Below are 15,433 nucleotides of genomic sequence, written 5' to 3' on the forward strand. Positions count from 1 at the left end.
CCTTTCACTCATTTGCAGGAGATCTCATGAACCAGTCCAACACTTCATTCCTTGCCGATTTCCGCTCTATGAGCAGCATCGGTGCCACCGCGGGCGGCGGCGTGGACCGGCAGGCAGCCACCGTGGCAGACGGACAGACCCGCAATTGGTTCCGCGGTCTGGTGGAAGGCCAGGGATTCACGGTGCGCTACGACCAGATCGGCAACCAATACTCGATGCTCGAGCTGGTGCCCGGTGCTCCCTGGATTGCGGTCGGGTCCCACCTGGATTCGCAGCCGTTGGGCGGACGCTTTGACGGCGCCTACGGCGTACTGGCCGGAGCACATGCCGCCCAACGAATCCAAGATTCATTTGCCGTCGCGAAAGATTCCGCGGTCTTCAACATTGTGGTCATCAACTGGTTCAACGAAGAAGGGTGCCGGTTCAAGCCCTCGATGATGGGCAGTTCCGTCTACACCGGCAAGATCCCCGCTTCCCAGGCGTTGGACACCACGGACCCCGACGGGGTCACGGTTCGCGAGGCACTCGAAGGCATCGGAACCATTGGCGACTTCGAGCTCCCCGTCTCCGCGTACATCGAGATACACATCGAACAAGGCCGCTCCTTGGAAGATCGTGGGCTGGGGATCGGGCTGGTCGAATCGACGTGGGGAGCCAACAAATACGAGTTCATCGTGCACGGGGATCAGGCGCACACCGGTGCCACGATCATCGCCGACCGCCAGGACGCGCTGCTCGGGGCGTCCGCACTGGTTGTTGCCGCTCGCGAGATCGCCTTGGAGTACTCGACCGACGAGCACATGGTGATCACTTCCTGCGGTGAATTCAACGTGTTCCCGAACTCACCGGTGGTGGTGGCCAGCCGAGTGAATTTGTTGGTTGATGTGCGTTCAACAGACCCGGACGTCCTGGCGGCAGCAGATGCGGCTCTTCACACCAGGGTGTCTCAGATCGAGAAGATGGCGAACGTACGCATTGAGCGCGGCGCTGAGCATGTGTGGGATGCCAAGTCCTATGATTTGGCCGGGCTAAAGCTCGCCGCGGAGGCGGCCGATTCGCTGGGGCTGAGCCACGGCGTGGTGCGGACTTTGGCGGGCCACGATTCCACGAACATGAAAGATGTTGTGCCGACCATCATGCTGTTTGTCCCCAGTGTGGAAGGAATCAGCCATAACGAACGCGAGCTGACACATGATGCGGATATGGTGGCGGGCGTTGATCTGTTGACGGAGGTGCTGACGCGCGTGGTTCGGGGCGAGTTTGTTTCGGATTCGGCCACGACAAATAGGGCCTCTACAGATTCGGTATCGGTCTCCAGATAATTCCTCGGCGGGCGCGCTGTTCCCATGATCATGGCTGCGCCCGCTGGATGCCCGGGGTTATTCTCGTTGAGGTCCCGGCCTCCGGGACAATGGAGGCGTCAACTTCGTCGGGGTGCTGATCCCCAACAACGGTGGTGCCTTCGAAATATGAGAATGACCGCTCAGGGTGATGATTTGGAAGCTATGCCGATCCCCCGGCACCGGCATTTCCACCCATCCGGGTGCTTCCTTGTTCTGATTACACGGACCGCACCTAGCTGATGCATTCGCTGCGGTGGTCTTTCCGTTCTTTCGCACCTGCACCACATGATCCATATCCCGGATCGCCCCGTTGCAATACGGGGTACGGCAATATTGGTCGCGGAAAGAAATAAAACGCTTCAGGTTCCCACCAAAACGACGGGATTTGGAATCCATCGCCACCAATTCCCCGGTCGTGGGTGCCACGAACAGACGCCTCCACCACGTCTGAACCGGATCTTGGGGATCCCCGGCCAGAAGTTTGCGACCCTTCGCCGCACTAATGTATCCGGCACCCGGAAGCAGCACCGGATTGTCGGATCCGCCGCCGAGCGTCGCGTGATCCATGACCACCAGCAACTGCACCGGGACACTGCCACCGGCCTTCAGCCCGGTCATCTCCTCATACACCGAATCGATACCGATCTGTGAGGCGTTGCGCTCATCATCGGGATTCTCCCGGGCCTCTTCGACCTTGCGGGCGATCACCTGCCTGAGCGCGATGCCTTGCTCTAGTGGGGCGGTGCCGGAGATCCTTACCGAATACTTATCGATCTGGTAGATATCCAGGTGCCGGTCCTTCTCGGCTTTCGCCTCGAGGTCCTCTTCGACGGCTGGTTCCAAGATCAGCGCCCAGTAGGTGACCATCTCGCGTAGTTTCGCGGTTCCGGCGGTGAAGCAGGTGTGGGTCTCTTCCCAAAGCAGTTCATCGATCATCCTCCGACTGTCCACACTGAGGTGGCGGATACCGCTGATGATCACCTTCACCTGCTCCCAGGTCACCTCGCCGTTGCGCATGCCTTGAATGGTCCGGGGAAGATCCTCGACCAGGATCCGGTATTCGTTGGCTGTTTGCGCTCCGCGGTGCCGGGAGACATGCATGGCCAAAGCAATATCAGCGTTGGAGCCCCATCCGGGGTTCTTCTCCCGCACCCCCAGCTCCCGGCGGTAGCTGATCAGGGAATCTTGGTAGCTGATCGCGTGTTGGGCCTGCATAGCGGTGACGACAGATTTCAGTGCTTCGCAGGCGCGGACTACGGCCATTGCTTCGTGGGTGTCGGCTAGGACGCCGAAGGTGTTCACCGCGGCGGCCAGGCCCAGGAGCCCTGCGGGGCCCTGAGCCGTAACATGTTCAACGATTAAGGCGTCAATGTTTGTGCCGCGGGCTAGAAGTTCTGCGTAGGTCACCTCACCGGCGGGAACGGCCGGGGTTTTCCCGGTCGAGGTGGCCTTGCGAGATGACTTCTTTGCCATACCTCAATGCTAGAACGTCGCACCGACAGTTTGGATACGAGTTTCGATCTGCACGAAAAAAGATTCGAGTCGTGGTGTTGGCCGTTCCGCTTAGGACCCCAACAGTTGCGCCAACGTCTTCGGCGGGACCCCGGTGATTGCTTCGATGTCTCCACTGACGTTTTCCAAGGCGCCCGAAGCAATCGCCGTATAGGTCGAGACCCACGCATCAAGTTGCCATTGCGGCACTCCGAACGACGCACGCGAGGTGTACGCCTGCTCGATCGTCTCGTTGACGAATGACACGGGGACCGGCCCGACCCTGCTGAGAACCTGGGCGACCTCGGTGAATGACAAGGCCTCGGGGCCCGTCAGCTCGTAGGTCATATCAAGGTGCGCATCTGGGGCACGCAGGATCTCCACTGCGGTTCGGGCAATGTCCTCCCGGGCCACCACTGCTACTTTTCCATCACCGGCGGGACCACGGATGATTCCGTCCGTACCCACCAGCCCCGTCATGAAATCCGCGTAGAAACTGTCGCGCAGGAACGTGTAATAGAGTCCCGAAGCCCGAATGTATTCCTCGGTGGCGTAGTGGTCTCGAGCCAGGGTGAATACTGCATCCTGTGCCGCACCGACAAACGACACGTACACCAGGTGGCGCACCCCTGCTGCCACCGCAGCATCAACGAAATCGCAATGCTGATCCAGTCGATCCCGGCTTTCGGAGGCCGAGACCATGAAGACCGTCTCGGCTCCCAGCAGTGCGGTGCGGGTGGCGGTGGTGTTCTCGTAAGCTGCCTGCAACACCGTGGCACCAACCAACGGGGGCGCGTTCCGCGGAGTCCGGGCCAGCACCCGTTGCTTCACTCCCGCCTCGGCCAGCAGCGCTGCGACCCTGCCGCCAAGAATCCCGGTGGAACCAGTCACGGCTAAGGGTGGAGGAACGATGATCATGCCTCCATTGCACCATCGAATCCCGTTCCCGGCACAGCACGCGCGCCTGTATGACAACGCGTCGGAATACCCGGGTTAAATTTGTGGAATCAACACGGCAATGCGCATGGATTTTCGGGCCGTGTGGGGAGATGCTTGGAATATGAAAACGCTCAACCACAGCGCCGTGTATGTGGAAACGACACGAGCCAACATCCATGACATCGTCCGCACGCTGATCGATGCCGTCGGCGCGGAGACGGTAGGGCACATCGCCGGGAGCACGGACGCCACCGCGCCGCACCGTTGGGCGCATCCACAGGGTACGGAATTGGACATCCTGACCAAGGAGCGGTTGCGTCTGGGCTACAGGGTGTGGCTGACGCTGCAGTCCTTGGAGGACCCACAGGCGGCGGTCGACTGGCTTATGGCGCCCAACCGGGCCCTCGACGAGGAACGGCCCATGGACTTCATTGCGCGCTTGCATGCGCAGCAGGTGGTAAGCACCGCCGAAACCTTGGTCACCGGGGACGCGACGCGTTAATCCCGCAACGCCAGGTCCCTGCCCTCGATTTTTCCCGTTCCCCCGCATAGCCGGCCAGCGTGGTCCGATCAAGCCTGCCCCGGCCTCTGCAGCGCACGGTGCGTCGGACAGGGAACCGCAGTCGCCCATGGGCATCGAACAGATGGTCCTGCTCAAGGCCGCAGTGGCGAGCAGGGAGTCTCTTGCCGCCGTCGGGGGAAGACCTCATCGAGGCCGACAAGAACTTCCACCGAACCTTCTTTGAACTGCTGGGTAGCCAGCTGCTCAGCAATCCGCCGGGTGCGCTCCGGGATGCTTACTGCACGCTGCACATAAGCATCGGCATCGGCATCGGCATCAAGGACGAATCCAATCTCCATCTCGCCGAGATCACCCAGGCAAGCCGCGACCCCTTCGAGGAAGTGAAGGCCGGCAACAAGTCACTGGCGAGCGAACTACTGAATCGCCATTTCGATGGCTTCCGTGAACAGCTCGCAAGCTTCAACGCATCGGAGTTCTAGAGCCAGAGATGCGGTGCGGGCTTGCGCGCACCTGGCAGCGCGGTGTCTTCGCGCCAGCGCGCCACCCAGTCGGGAAGAACCAGGTCCGCCGGGACTTCCACGCCCATCATGGCGAGAATTTCTTCGTTGGACACGGGCCCCTTCTTGGAAAGTAGGCGCGTGGCCATGGTCGCCTGGACGTAGATCTCACCGTCGGCCACCATGCGCTGCTCGAAGTAGATGCACTTTTCGTCCATGCCCAGGATGCGCGTTTCCTGGGTGAATTTCTGGTTGAAGACCACCGATTTGCGGAAGGTGATGGTCTCGGCCTGGACCACCGGGGTCCACTTGTTCTTCTTCATGACGTCCCACACCCCGGCACGGACCATCAGGTCGAAGCGCCCAAGGTCAAAGAGCGAAAAGTACATGCCGTTATTGATATGGCCGGCCACGTCGATGTCCGTGATCAGTGCCCTCATGGGTACCGATGAGGTCTCGAACATCGAGAGCTTGGGGCGCTTGCCTGCGGTGGCGAGCAGGAGCAGAAGGCGAAAAAGTACATGCATAAGCCCCATCCTACTCATGGGTAACTTACTTGTCTGCCACACTTCGAAAAGATAATCATTGACTGGTGCCTATGAGGTCCTTCAAAGTTGAATCCAAACACCACCGCGCTTCGGTCATTTGCCTAGCGTGACTACCGCATCCTCCTGATGACGATGGCCCTACCCAGCTTTCTCTCGTGACAACCGCGCCACTAGCAGGCCCGCTGGGATTTATGCTGATCGGAGTCAACACCACGGATCCGATCGGTTGTTTCGCTGGGACAGAAATACCGCGATGTACTCGGGGTTCATTGGAACAGCGTCGCGGCACCGCCACGGACCGAAGCCTGAGTTGGGCTTTTGAACGCCTGTGGAAAACCTCTGCCAATCACCCCAGGAAGAGGCTACGATGGCTGCTAATCGGCACCCAACGAATCGTAGGGACCTGGCATGTTTGGGAAATATAGGACGATCCTGCTCGTCGCTTGTTCGGGTGCGCTGGTAGTTTCGGCGACCGGATGTGTTGGAAACGCAGATCCAGTCGACCCCGCTGAGACTTCACCGGCACCAACCACTTCAGCGGCAAGTTCCCCACCTACAGCTTCTCCAAGTCCGACAGCAAAACCGACGTCCACACCCGTCCCCGCGAGTTCAAATGGGCCGGCCAAGAACTGGCCCGTTCCGAAAATGCCTGAGTCGGCGAAGGAAAAATCGGAAGAGGGCATCTCAGCCTTTGCTGAGCATTACTACGATCTCGTCAATTACACGATACAAACTAATGACACGAAACCGATCAAAAAAGTCACGAATCGATCGTGTACAGAATGTGGCGAAGGGTTCATTGATCCGTTCGACAACAATTTGAAAGCCGGTTCTTGGCTCGCTGGAGCGGATTTTGAAATAACCGTCACAAAGTCAATCCTGCAACCGAAAAATGGGGTCGTTCTCTACACCTCAAGCCAAGGTGAAATGGTTGCCTATATGAGTGATGGCACGCGGCAAGGCGTGTTCCCAGCGAGCACTGAACCGTTTCCGGCTTCGATGCTACTGAGTTGGGACGATGGCTGGCACGTAGAGACGCTTGAATACTTGGAAGTGAAATGACATGTCCCGCCGAATTTGTGGCTTAGCCATAGTTGGCGTTCTTTCAATACTTGTATCCTCCCTCACAGTCGCCGAACCAGCACATGCACAAACGGGGTGCGTAGAGTACGAGAGAATCGGGGGTCGCCACTTGGTTATAGAGGTCACGTGCCCACCGCAGAATGTTGAGGATTCTTCCAACTTCTCTCATTTACCAGGAAAATCCAAAACAATATCCAACGGCCCGAAACTCCGCTACGACGTCGAATACTTCAGCGAGTGCACCCCCGATCTCACGCTGCGACTATCATGCAACGCCATCGCAGATCCCACCTGCCCGAATGGAGGATATCGAACCATTCGGAGCATCCGAGCAATCAATGGTCCACGAGCCGGGCAAATCATTTCAACGACCCAGTATTGCGAATTTGAACCACCGACGACAATTCCCGGCGCAGAAAATGATATCGCCAGAGTTAGCCTGAGCGAGTTTCGCAAACTACCAATCTTGGCATCGAGCATCGTGAGCCAGCCGGAAGGGTTCTCCCTTCGAAACGGCCACGCGCATATGTATGCGGAATCGACTATTCAAAACTTCAATATCACCCTCTTCGACCAAGACATCCGGGTGCGTGCAATCCCAGTTTCGTATGTCTGGGGATACGGCGACGGTTCTTCCCGAACATTCGCCTTCCCAGGAGGCCCTGTGGCCCAACGTGGCTTTGACGAGGCGACTAGCACCAGCCATGTCTATGCCGATACCGGCAATTTCGGTGTTGGACTCACGACCAGATTCCGCGGAGAATACTCGACTGAAGGCGGCCCGTGGACCCCGATCCCCGGGGTGGCGAGCGTTCCTAGCGAACAATCCGCGATGAGCGTCTGGCGGACCAAGAAGATCTTGGTCGCCGAAAATTGCAACCAGGGCCCGAGCTCTCCGGGCTGCGCATCACTGATCGACAGATAGGCCAGCACTCGCGCGACGGTGCCCCCGCGCCAAATGAACAGGTGTTTTATCGGTATGGACGGGTGATGAACTCGATGAATTGCCTGGCCGGATCCAGCAGGTAGATACCTCGGCCGCCGTGCTCCGTGTTCGTCTCCCCGGGCCGAGTGCACTGCGGGTCGGCCCAGTGCTCGATGCCTCGGTCTTGGATCCGGACATGGATGCGTTCGAAGTGGGCATCGTCAACTAAGAAAGAGTCATGCTGCGGCGGAAAGTCGATGGGCGGCTCGGCAAATTGCAGCATCACACCATCGTCCAACTGGACGTTGGTGAATGGTCCCCAGCTTTCGACGGGGTGTGCTTCGGCGAGTTCGATGAAGAAGCGTGCCGAGGCCTCGGCGTCTTTGGCGGCAACGATGGTGTGGTTGAAGGAAATGCTCATCGTGTGGTCCTACTCCAGTTGTTCGGAACGTCCGCAGGATGCAGGCAACACATGGCCCTAAAATCTGGCAAAGGTATGAAGTAGAGTGTGCACCGGATTTGGAAGGGCTCTCGCTGAAGGCAAGAACGTCGCCTCCCGGGATTGCGTCCGCGAACGGCACCCGGAGGCAACAACGTGAGTTGCTTGCTTCTCTTATCAGCTCAGCCCATGGGGCACATCGAAAATTCTTGCACACGCCGGGGAACCTCTCAAGTGTTCTTCGGCGAGCGCCGAGGCGTGAACCGAATGCCTGCTGCCGGAGCCTAATGGGGGCCGCTGCGTGCCCTGTACGGCCGGGTGCCTTCTGCCTCGGCGATGGCGTCGGCTGCCCGGATCAGTCCCAGGTGTGAGAGCGCCTGCGGAAAGTTCCCAGCCATGTGTCCCGAGACCGGATCGAATTCCTCGGCAATCAATCCCACGTCGTTCACGATCCCGGCCAGCTTGGCAAAGAGCCGCTTGGCATCTTCGAGGCGCTCCGAATGGGCATACTGTTCCACCAACCAGCAGGTGCACACCAAAAAGGGGAACTCCCCCGGCGGTAAGCCATCCCCGCTTACCTCGGTGCGGTAGCGGCGGATGTACCCGTGCTCGTCGATGAGGTCCTTTTCGAGTTGCGCGACGGTGCCCAGCATCCGTGGGTCGGCGTAGTCAACGAACCCGACCTGGGCCAGTACCAGCAACGAGGCGTCCACTTCGGTGGTGGCATAGGTCTGGGTAAACGAGTCGAGGTCTTGGTTGAAGCCCTTCGTCAGGATCTCCTCGCGCAGTTCATCCCGGGCGCGCTCCCACCTCTGCGTGTCTCCCGCCTGACCATGGTGTGTCACCGCGCGCACCCCGGCATCCAGAGCTGCCCACATCATGACCCGCGAGTGGGTGAAGTATTGCGGCGTTCCGCGCATCTCCCACAAACCGTGGTCCTTGCGTTTGAGGTTGTTGAGCACGTATTTGAGCAGGGCCTTTTGCAGCGGCCAGGAGAAGTGGTCCTCGCGGGCGCCCATGGTGCGCAGGTCATCCAGCGCCACCATCACCTCCCCGACCACGTCGCCCTGGTATTGGCGCACTGCCGCGTTGCCGATGCGCACCGGCTTGGCTCCCCCGTACCCGCCCAGGTGCTGCAGGATCTTCTCGGGCAGCTCTCGCTCCCCGCCGACCCCGTACAAAATCTGCAGGTTCTCGTGGTCGCCGGCGATGGCCCGCAGCAACCAGTCACGCCACCTCAGGGCCGCTTCCTCGAACCCGTGGGTCATCATCACCTGCAAGGTCATGGCCGCGTCCCGCAACCAGCAGAAGCGGTAGTCCCAATTGCGTTCCCCGCCAAAGAACTCGGGCAACGAGGTCGTGGGGGCGGCCACGATGCCCCCGGTCTCCCGGTGCGTCAGCGCCTTGAGCACCAACAGCGAGCGACGCACCAGCGCGTCGTGGGACTCGTGCTGCGGGATCTTCGCGGCCCAGTCCTGCCAGATCCGTGAGGTCTGCGTCATCGCCAACCCCACATCGCTGGCCGCGGGGATCGCTGCTTCACCCGGATAGCAATTGAACTCGAAGTCGTACACGTCCCCGGCACGGACCTCGAAGGTGTCGCGGTGCGTGTGGTGGCTGGCCTTGGGCAGCCGTGCGGCATGGAGCACCGCGGCATTCGGGCCGGCGACCGCCACCAACGACTCGGTGCCCTGCACCGGGTCGAAGTTACGCCGCACCCACGGCGGCACCTTGCCATATCCGTAGCGCATGACCAGCTCGTGTTCGAAGGTCATGGTGCCCGAGAGCCCCTCGACGCGGCGCATGATGCTGGAGTCGGGGTCCTCCATGGGCATGAAGTCGGTGACCAGCACCTGCCCGGTGTCGCTGGCCCACAGGGTGCGCAGCACGAAGGAGGAATCAAGGTAGTTGCGGCTCACCACCTCGCCGTGAACCGGGGCCAGCAGCCAGCGACCGTTTTCCGGGCCGCCGAGCATCGCAGTGAAGACCGATCCGGAGTCGAACCGTGGGACACAAAACCAGTCCACCGACCCGTGCTTCGAGACAAGTGCGGCGGTGCGTTGGTTCGAGAGCAACGCGTAGTCCTCAATGAAAGTGCCCATGTGGCCAGCCAATCGCATAAACCGCTCCCAGACAAGGGAATTTTGGTTGCAGTGCCGCAACAAGAAACTCCGGCTCACCTCGCCGTGAGATAAGTTCATGGGTGGGTCCAACACCCACCAGTACTTGCACTGCTAAGGACGAGACATGAAATTCCTGGCCCTGCGCCAACGCTTTTTGCCCGGAAACTTCCCGCCCGAGGGCTGGGAACGCCCGCAACCGACCCCCGAGTTGCTGCGCCGGGACATCTGGACGGCACTGGTCATGGCGGCGGTGGCGCTGCTCGGCATGGAAATGATGCTCAGCTTCGGCGACGGGGAGAACACCCCGGACCGGGCCCTGAGCTACCTGGCCACGGTGGCGCTCATCCTCCCGTTGGCGGTGCGGCGCCGCTTCCCCATCAGCTCCATGCTGGTGCTCTCGGCGATGTTCATCGGGTTCGGCACCTGGCTTCCGCAGGTGATGATGCAGCTGGCCCCGCAGGTCGCCTACTTCGCCGGACTCTACTCGGCGGCCAGCTGGGCCAGGGACCGGCGGGCACTGCGCCTGGCGCTGTCCGGGGTGATCATCACGATGTTCCTGTGGCTGGTGGTGGGCCTGACCAACGTCAAGTTGTTCTTCGGTACGGACCTGGATCTGCCGCAGGCCTTCGAGACCACCGGACTCATCGACCCGGTGGTGGCTTGGGCCGGATACAACTTCCTGGTGAACCTCTTTTACTTCGGCGGAGCCATCTATCTGGGGCTGGCCTCCTGGCGCAGCTCCTGGCAGCACGAGGTCGTGGTGGCGCAGGCGGCGCAGCTGCGCGAACAGGCGGCCGAGCTGGCCCGCCGCGCGGTCATCGACGAACGGCTGCGCATTGCCCGGGAACTGCACGACGTGGTCGCCCACCACATCTCCGCGGTCGGGGTGCAAGCCGCCGCGGCCCGGATGGTCCAGCCGCGGGACCCGGAACGTGCCACGGAACTGATGCGCGGCATCGAGGAGTCGGCGCGCCACGCGGTGGGCGAGACCCGCTCGCTGCTGCGCGTGCTGCGCCACGAAGAAGCCGACGGACCGGCACAGCCCGGTCAACGTTCCCCCGAGCCATCGCTGGCCGAGCTGCCGGCCCTGGTGGAGCAATCGGCCCGCGCCGGGGTGCGCGTCGAGCTGATCACCGTTGAGCACCGAGAAGGGTTCTTGGAGGGAATCGGCGCCGGCCTGGGTTTGGCCCTGTACCGGATTGCCGCCGAGTCCCTGGCCAACGTGCGTGAACATTCCACCGCACGCAGCGCGGTCCTCTCGCTGCGCAGCGGTAGGGACGATGCCGGGGAATGGGCCGAGGTCGAGGTGACCGACGACGGCAACGCCCGACCAGGAACTGCCGGAAGTGGCTTCGGTCTGCGCGGGATCACCGAGCGCGCCGAGCTGCACCACGGACTGGTGGACATCGGACCGCGCTCCCCCGCCGGTTGGCGCACCCGTGCCCGACTGCGCACCCAGCACACGCTCACTCCCACCCCCGTTGAAGGACAGAGACCATGAGCCCCATCCGCATCCTGATCTGCGACGACCAGGCTCTGATCCGTTCCTCGCTGGAATTGATCCTGGGCACCGAGGAGTCCTTCGAGGTGGTGGGCACCGCCGCCGATGGGCAGGGGGCCGTGGACGCGACCCTGGAACTGCGCCCCGATGTGGTCCTAATGGACATCCAGATGCCGGTTCTCGACGGGGTCGGTGCCACCGCGAAGATCACCGCCGCCACCGATGCGAAGGTCGTTGTGCTAACCACCTTTGACCGCGACGACTACCTGTTTGCTGCCATCGATGCCGGGGCCAGCGGCTTCCTGTTGAAGAATACCGAACCGGAAATGATCATCCAGGCCGTGCAGGCTGCCGCCGGAGGCCAAGCGCTGCTCTGCCCCGAGGTCACCTTGCGCATCATCCGGCGCGGCACCTCGGGCACGGAGGAGCAGTCCGCGGCAGCACCGCAACCAGCGCTGTCGCCCGAGGACGCGAGGGTGCTCGGGGAGCTGACCAATAGGGAACGCGAGGTGCTGATCAAGCTGGCCTCGGGCCTCTCCAACGCCGAAATTGCCGTGGCGTTGTTTGTCTCCGAGGCCACGGTGAAAACGCACCTCTCCAACGTCCTGGCCAAAGCCGGAGTCAGGGACCGGGTCCAAGCGGTGGTCTTCGCCTACCGTGCCGGACTCATCCCTTCGACGGAGAGCTGAGCCCCGACCCCGCCCGGCGGGGTGCGAAGTTCATTCCTTTGAGCGATCCGTCATAGCGGGCGGCCGCATAGATTAGAAACCAGGCAAGCACGGGCGCTATCAATGGTCCTGCGCATCAACCCAAGGCAAAGGAAAACACTGGTGTTAGAGGTACAGAGTCTCACCCGGAGGTTCGGGGATCGGACGGTGCTGGATGAGGTGTCGTTCGCGGTTCCGGCCGATGGGATGACAGGGTTCGTCGGCGCCAACGGGGCCGGCAAGACCACCACCATGCGCATCATCATGGGGGTGCTGAAGTCCCATTCCGGCACCGTGTATTTCAACGGCACGCAGCTGGCCGACACCGACCGGGCCCGCTTCGGCTATATGCCCGAGGAACGTGGCCTCTACCCCAAGCAGCAGGTGCTCGACCAGCTCCAGTACTTGGGCCAACTGCACGGCATGAGCAGGGCCGATGCCCGCACCGAAGCACTTCAGTTGCTGGATCGCTTTGGCATCGCCGATCGCACCAAGGACAAGCTCGAATCGCTCTCCTTGGGCAACCAGCAGCGCGTGCAGGTGGCCGCCTCGCTGATGCACCACCCCACCGCACTGATCTTGGACGAACCGTTCTCTGGGCTAGATCCGCTGGCCGTGGATTCGATGACCTCGCTGTTGGCCGAACGCGCAGCGACGGGGGTGCCGATCCTGTTCTCCAGCCACCAGCTGGATCTGATCGATGCGCTCTGCGACAACCTGGTGGTGCTGGCCGGAGGCAAGATCGTCGCCTCCGGAACCGCTACCGCGTTGCGGGCCCGGGCCAGCGCCAAACATGTGGTGGTGACACCGCCGGATGCCGGCTGGCTGCGCGAGCAGCCCGGGGTGCGCGTGCTGGATGTCGCGGGCCCGCGCGCGCTGGTCGAGTTCGATGATGAAGGCACGGCCCAGCGGATCCTACGCACCGCGGTGGATCGCGGTGCGGTCACCGAGTTCGCCCCGCAACGTCCCTCGTTGGCAGAAATCTACCGGGAGGTCATCCGATGAGCACCACCAAGCTGGGCACCAGGCCCGCACCCACCCCGACCCCGTCCACCGGCAAGCAAGACGCCCCGTGGCTGATCGTGACGCTGCGCGAGGTCACGGTGAAGATCCGCGACAAGTCCTTCATCATCTCCACGCTGATCACCCTGGCGCTCATCGTCGGCTCGGTGGTGTTCTCCGGAATCATGGCCGACAAGACCACCACCTCAACGATCGCCTTCGCCGAGAACAGCAGCACCGCTGCACTGGTGACTTCGGCCAACCAGCTGGCCCTGGATGATCAGAAGAACATCGAGTTGATCGCCAACCCGGTGGTCGATGAGGACGCCGGCCTCCAGTTGCTGCGCGACAAGGAAGCCGATCTGGTACTCACGCCCACCCCCGAGGGCTTCAGCATCACCGGACTCAGTGACGTGCCAGCCAACATCCAGTCCCTGCTCGCCGACGCGGCAGAGACCCAGGCCTTGGACTCCAACGCGGTCAAGCTTGGCGTCACCCTCGAGGATCTGACCGCAGGGTCCACCGTCACCCAGGTGCTGCTGGAGGGCAGTCAGGAACGTAACTCCATGGCGATGGTCATGGGCTTCATCTTCTCGTTCCTCTTCTACATGTCGGCGATGATCTTCGGCATGCCGATCGCCAACTCCGTGGTGGAGGAAAAGCAGAACCGCGTGGTGGAGATCTTGGCCACCGCCATCCCGATCCGCCAGCTGCTGGCCGGCAAGATTCTAGGCAACCTGATCTTGGCCATGGGGCAGTTGTGTCTGTTCGTCGGCATCGGGCTGCTCGCGCTGAACATGATGCCCACCGAAATCCCGTTCATCTCGGTGCTCTTTGCCACCGCAGGCTGGTTCCTGGCCTTCTTCCTGGCCGGCTTCCTGATCCTCGCGGCGGTCTGGGCGGCCTTGGGCGCCATGGCCTCACGCACCGAAGACCTGCAGCAGTCCACGGGTCCGGTGATCATGGTGCTGGTGGCGGTGCTGTTCACCGGCATCTACGCCAAGGGCACGTTGCTGGTGGTGGCCTCCTACGTCCCGGTGATTTCCTCGGTGGCCATGCCCATCCGGTTGCTGAGCACCGACGTGCCGTTGTGGGAGCCGATCGCTTCGCTGGGCGTCGCCATTGCCGCGGCCTGGGTTATGGTGTTGATCGGTGAGCGCATCTACCGCCGGGCCATCATGCAGACCGGCGGCGCACTGTCCTGGCGCAAGGCTCTGAAGCTCGAAGATTAGCCCCCCTCCCAAACCGAAACGGCCGTGGTGTGTGATCCCCTGAAGGGGATCACACACCACGGCCGTTCATTTTGCAGTATCACAGGAGCTATTTTTCCAGCACTAGCAGCTCACCGATCTCGCATTCCAAGGCTCGGCAGATTGAAACGAGCGTGCTGAATCGGATGGCCTTCGCCCGGTCATTTTTCAGCACCGAAAGGTTCACAATGCTGACCCCCGCCAGCTCGCCCAGACGGGTCAGTGTCATGACGCGATCCTGCAACAGCTCATCGAGTCGACAGTGCACACCACTGCCCAGCTCGATCTCGTCTTTTCGCCGTCCCATCAAACCAATCCGTCGGTCGCTTGGTGCAGTTTGATGCCACGTCGCATGACCAGCGACAGCAGGATCAGCACGACGCCGATCGCCAGCAGGGAATGGTTCGCGTCCTGGAAGCTGAATTGCGCGGAGCTGGCAACCCAGCTGATATCTCCGGGATCCTCCGGCAGTCCAAGTGCAGTACCGGGGAGACCGAGTTCCAGCACGGCCAGATGCGTTGAAACATCCTTGAGCCACGGCGCAAGCAGTGCCGCGGCTGCCGCAAGCGCGCCCAAGACAAGAAGGGTCCAATGGACCAGCGCGGTAAATGGTTGGTTTTTCCAGAGCCGTCGGCAGATCAGGATGACGGCTACGCAGCCGGAAATAAACACAAGGAAGTACAGGGCTTCGGAAGCCGCCAACGCAAGACGTGGCCCGGCGAGGCTCTCGTAGCTTTCTATGTTCGCAGTTCCGTAGGTGACGAAGGATTCTCCCGTGGTGCTGCGAAGATCCGGCACCGAATTCAACGGAGTCACCAGGGACGCTTCGAAAAAGAAGGACTGGGTGAAGTGCACCGCGGTGAACCACACGAGGTATAACACCGCCAGCAACCCTGCCGCCGCCGCAAGTCCAGCCACTGACAGCAAAAATGTCCGGCCCCCGAGGTGGCCCAGTTTTTGCACCGTGCTATCCACGTTTCTGCTCACAACGCACACCTTAACGATTGTCGATAATAACGATAATCGTTAACTTACGTGGCTGCGCCGATGACGTCAAGCGAC

The 15,433-nt window shown here is 61.5% G+C and carries 16 protein-coding genes; 9 read left to right on the forward strand and 7 right to left on the reverse strand.

All coding sequences use genetic code 11. The features are described 5' to 3' along the window. Positions 1-26: 26 nt before the first annotated feature. A complete protein-coding gene (locus ADIAG_RS09885) occupies positions 27-1,322 on the forward strand; it encodes a M20 family metallo-hydrolase (RefSeq protein WP_007271213.1) in 1,296 nt (431 codons plus the stop codon). 57 nt (positions 1,323-1,379) lie between these two features. Here the strand turns inward: ADIAG_RS09885 and ADIAG_RS20175 are convergent, their stop codons facing one another. Then, entirely contained in the window at positions 1,380-2,816 is a 1,437-nt protein-coding gene (locus ADIAG_RS20175; protein ID WP_007271214.1) for an HNH endonuclease, read from the reverse strand. 90 nt (positions 2,817-2,906) lie between these two features. Next, positions 2,907-3,752, reverse strand: a complete 846-nt coding sequence (locus tag ADIAG_RS09895) for an SDR family oxidoreductase (RefSeq protein WP_007271215.1) — start codon at positions 3,750-3,752, stop codon at positions 2,907-2,909. Between the two features lie 142 nt (positions 3,753-3,894). Here ADIAG_RS09895 and ADIAG_RS20180 point away from each other — a divergent pair, with 142 nt between their 5' ends. Next, on the forward strand, positions 3,895-4,275 hold the full coding sequence (locus ADIAG_RS20180; RefSeq protein ID WP_161623954.1) for an antitoxin Xre/MbcA/ParS toxin-binding domain-containing protein: 381 nt from the start codon (positions 3,895-3,897) through the stop codon (positions 4,273-4,275). Between the two features lie 182 nt (positions 4,276-4,457). Further along, positions 4,458-4,775 carry an FCD domain-containing protein gene (locus ADIAG_RS09905; protein ID WP_007271217.1) on the forward strand — a complete coding sequence of 106 codons (318 nt, stop codon included), beginning with the start codon at positions 4,458-4,460 and terminating at the stop codon, positions 4,773-4,775. Here the strand turns inward: ADIAG_RS09905 and ADIAG_RS09910 are convergent. After that, the gene (locus tag ADIAG_RS09910) at positions 4,772-5,320 is read right to left on the reverse strand and encodes an acyl-CoA thioesterase (protein WP_007271218.1); all 549 of its coding nucleotides are present in this window, start codon (positions 5,318-5,320) and stop codon (positions 4,772-4,774) included. The genes ADIAG_RS09905 and ADIAG_RS09910 overlap by 4 nt on opposite strands. Before the next feature lie 429 nt (positions 5,321-5,749). Here ADIAG_RS09910 and ADIAG_RS22380 point away from each other — a divergent pair, with 429 nt between their 5' ends. Beyond that, entirely contained in the window at positions 5,750-6,403 is a 654-nt protein-coding gene (locus ADIAG_RS22380; RefSeq protein WP_007271219.1) for a DUF6318 family protein, read from the forward strand. Positions 6,404-6,533: 130 nt separating this feature from the next. Next, a complete protein-coding gene (locus ADIAG_RS21415; protein WP_152426115.1) occupies positions 6,534-7,349 on the forward strand; it encodes a hypothetical protein in 816 nt (271 codons plus the stop codon). Between the two features lie 46 nt (positions 7,350-7,395). Here ADIAG_RS21415 and ADIAG_RS09925 read toward each other — a convergent pair whose 3' ends face one another. Both ADIAG_RS09925 and ADIAG_RS09930 read right to left on the reverse strand, forming a co-directional pair. Beyond that, positions 7,396-7,770: a VOC family protein gene (locus ADIAG_RS09925; protein WP_007271221.1), complete on the reverse strand. Its 375-nt coding sequence runs from the start codon at positions 7,768-7,770 to the stop codon at positions 7,396-7,398. A 302-nt stretch (positions 7,771-8,072) separates the two neighbouring features. Continuing rightward, entirely contained in the window at positions 8,073-9,908 is a 1,836-nt protein-coding gene (locus ADIAG_RS09930; protein ID WP_007271222.1) for a glycoside hydrolase family 15 protein, read from the reverse strand. A 127-nt stretch (positions 9,909-10,035) separates the two neighbouring features. Between ADIAG_RS09930 and ADIAG_RS09935 the strand changes: the two genes are divergently transcribed. The 4 genes from ADIAG_RS09935 (at position 10,036) to ADIAG_RS09950 (ending at position 14,353) form a co-directional block, all read left to right on the forward strand. After that, a complete protein-coding gene (locus ADIAG_RS09935) occupies positions 10,036-11,412 on the forward strand; it encodes a sensor histidine kinase (RefSeq protein WP_007271223.1) in 1,377 nt (458 codons plus the stop codon). Continuing rightward, positions 11,409-12,101: a response regulator gene (locus ADIAG_RS09940; protein WP_007271224.1), complete on the forward strand. Its 693-nt coding sequence runs from the start codon at positions 11,409-11,411 to the stop codon at positions 12,099-12,101. Before ADIAG_RS09935 ends, ADIAG_RS09940 begins: the two co-directional genes overlap by 4 nt. Positions 12,102-12,242: 141 nt before the next feature. After that, positions 12,243-13,124 carry an ABC transporter ATP-binding protein gene (locus ADIAG_RS09945; protein ID WP_007271225.1) on the forward strand — a complete coding sequence of 294 codons (882 nt, stop codon included), beginning with the start codon at positions 12,243-12,245 and terminating at the stop codon, positions 13,122-13,124. Beyond that, the gene (locus ADIAG_RS09950; RefSeq protein ID WP_007271226.1) at positions 13,121-14,353 is read left to right on the forward strand and encodes an ABC transporter permease; all 1,233 of its coding nucleotides are present in this window, start codon (positions 13,121-13,123) and stop codon (positions 14,351-14,353) included. The genes ADIAG_RS09945 and ADIAG_RS09950 overlap by 4 nt, the downstream gene beginning before the upstream one ends. An 88-nt stretch (positions 14,354-14,441) precedes the next feature. Here ADIAG_RS09950 and ADIAG_RS09955 read toward each other — a convergent pair whose 3' ends face one another. Further along, positions 14,442-14,678, reverse strand: coding sequence for a helix-turn-helix domain-containing protein (locus ADIAG_RS09955; protein WP_007271227.1), 237 nt, complete (start codon positions 14,676-14,678; stop codon positions 14,442-14,444). Next, positions 14,678-15,358 carry a hypothetical protein gene (locus ADIAG_RS09960; protein WP_007271228.1) on the reverse strand — a complete coding sequence of 227 codons (681 nt, stop codon included), beginning with the start codon at positions 15,356-15,358 and terminating at the stop codon, positions 14,678-14,680. The genes ADIAG_RS09955 and ADIAG_RS09960 overlap by 1 nt, the downstream gene beginning before the upstream one ends. Between the last annotated feature and the right edge of the window lie 75 nt (positions 15,359-15,433).

This window comes from Paeniglutamicibacter gangotriensis Lz1y, assembly GCF_000348945.1.
Classification (GTDB): domain Bacteria; phylum Actinomycetota; class Actinomycetes; order Actinomycetales; family Micrococcaceae; genus Paeniglutamicibacter; species Paeniglutamicibacter gangotriensis.

Bases quoted from the DNA above. Each gene is read 5' to 3' on its own strand.
- ADIAG_RS09885 (WP_007271213.1), top strand. From the start codon at position 27: ATGAACCAGTCCAACACTTCATTCCTTGCCGATTTCCGCTCTATGAGC.
- ADIAG_RS20175 (WP_007271214.1), bottom strand. From the start codon at position 2,816: ATGGCAAAGAAGTCATCTCGCAAGGCCACCTCGACCGGGAAAACCCCG.
- ADIAG_RS09895 (WP_007271215.1), bottom strand. From the start codon at position 3,752: ATGATCATCGTTCCTCCACCCTTAGCCGTGACTGGTTCCACCGGGATT.
- ADIAG_RS20180 (WP_161623954.1), top strand. From the start codon at position 3,895: ATGAAAACGCTCAACCACAGCGCCGTGTATGTGGAAACGACACGAGCC.
- ADIAG_RS09910 (WP_007271218.1), bottom strand. From the start codon at position 5,320: ATGCATGTACTTTTTCGCCTTCTGCTCCTGCTCGCCACCGCAGGCAAG.
- ADIAG_RS22380 (WP_007271219.1), top strand. From the start codon at position 5,750: ATGTTTGGGAAATATAGGACGATCCTGCTCGTCGCTTGTTCGGGTGCG.
- ADIAG_RS09925 (WP_007271221.1), bottom strand. From the start codon at position 7,770: ATGAGCATTTCCTTCAACCACACCATCGTTGCCGCCAAAGACGCCGAG.
- ADIAG_RS09930 (WP_007271222.1), bottom strand. From the start codon at position 9,908: ATGCGATTGGCTGGCCACATGGGCACTTTCATTGAGGACTACGCGTTG.
- ADIAG_RS09935 (WP_007271223.1), top strand. From the start codon at position 10,036: ATGAAATTCCTGGCCCTGCGCCAACGCTTTTTGCCCGGAAACTTCCCG.
- ADIAG_RS09940 (WP_007271224.1), top strand. From the start codon at position 11,409: ATGAGCCCCATCCGCATCCTGATCTGCGACGACCAGGCTCTGATCCGT.
- ADIAG_RS09950 (WP_007271226.1), top strand. From the start codon at position 13,121: ATGAGCACCACCAAGCTGGGCACCAGGCCCGCACCCACCCCGACCCCG.
- ADIAG_RS09955 (WP_007271227.1), bottom strand. From the start codon at position 14,678: ATGGGACGGCGAAAAGACGAGATCGAGCTGGGCAGTGGTGTGCACTGT.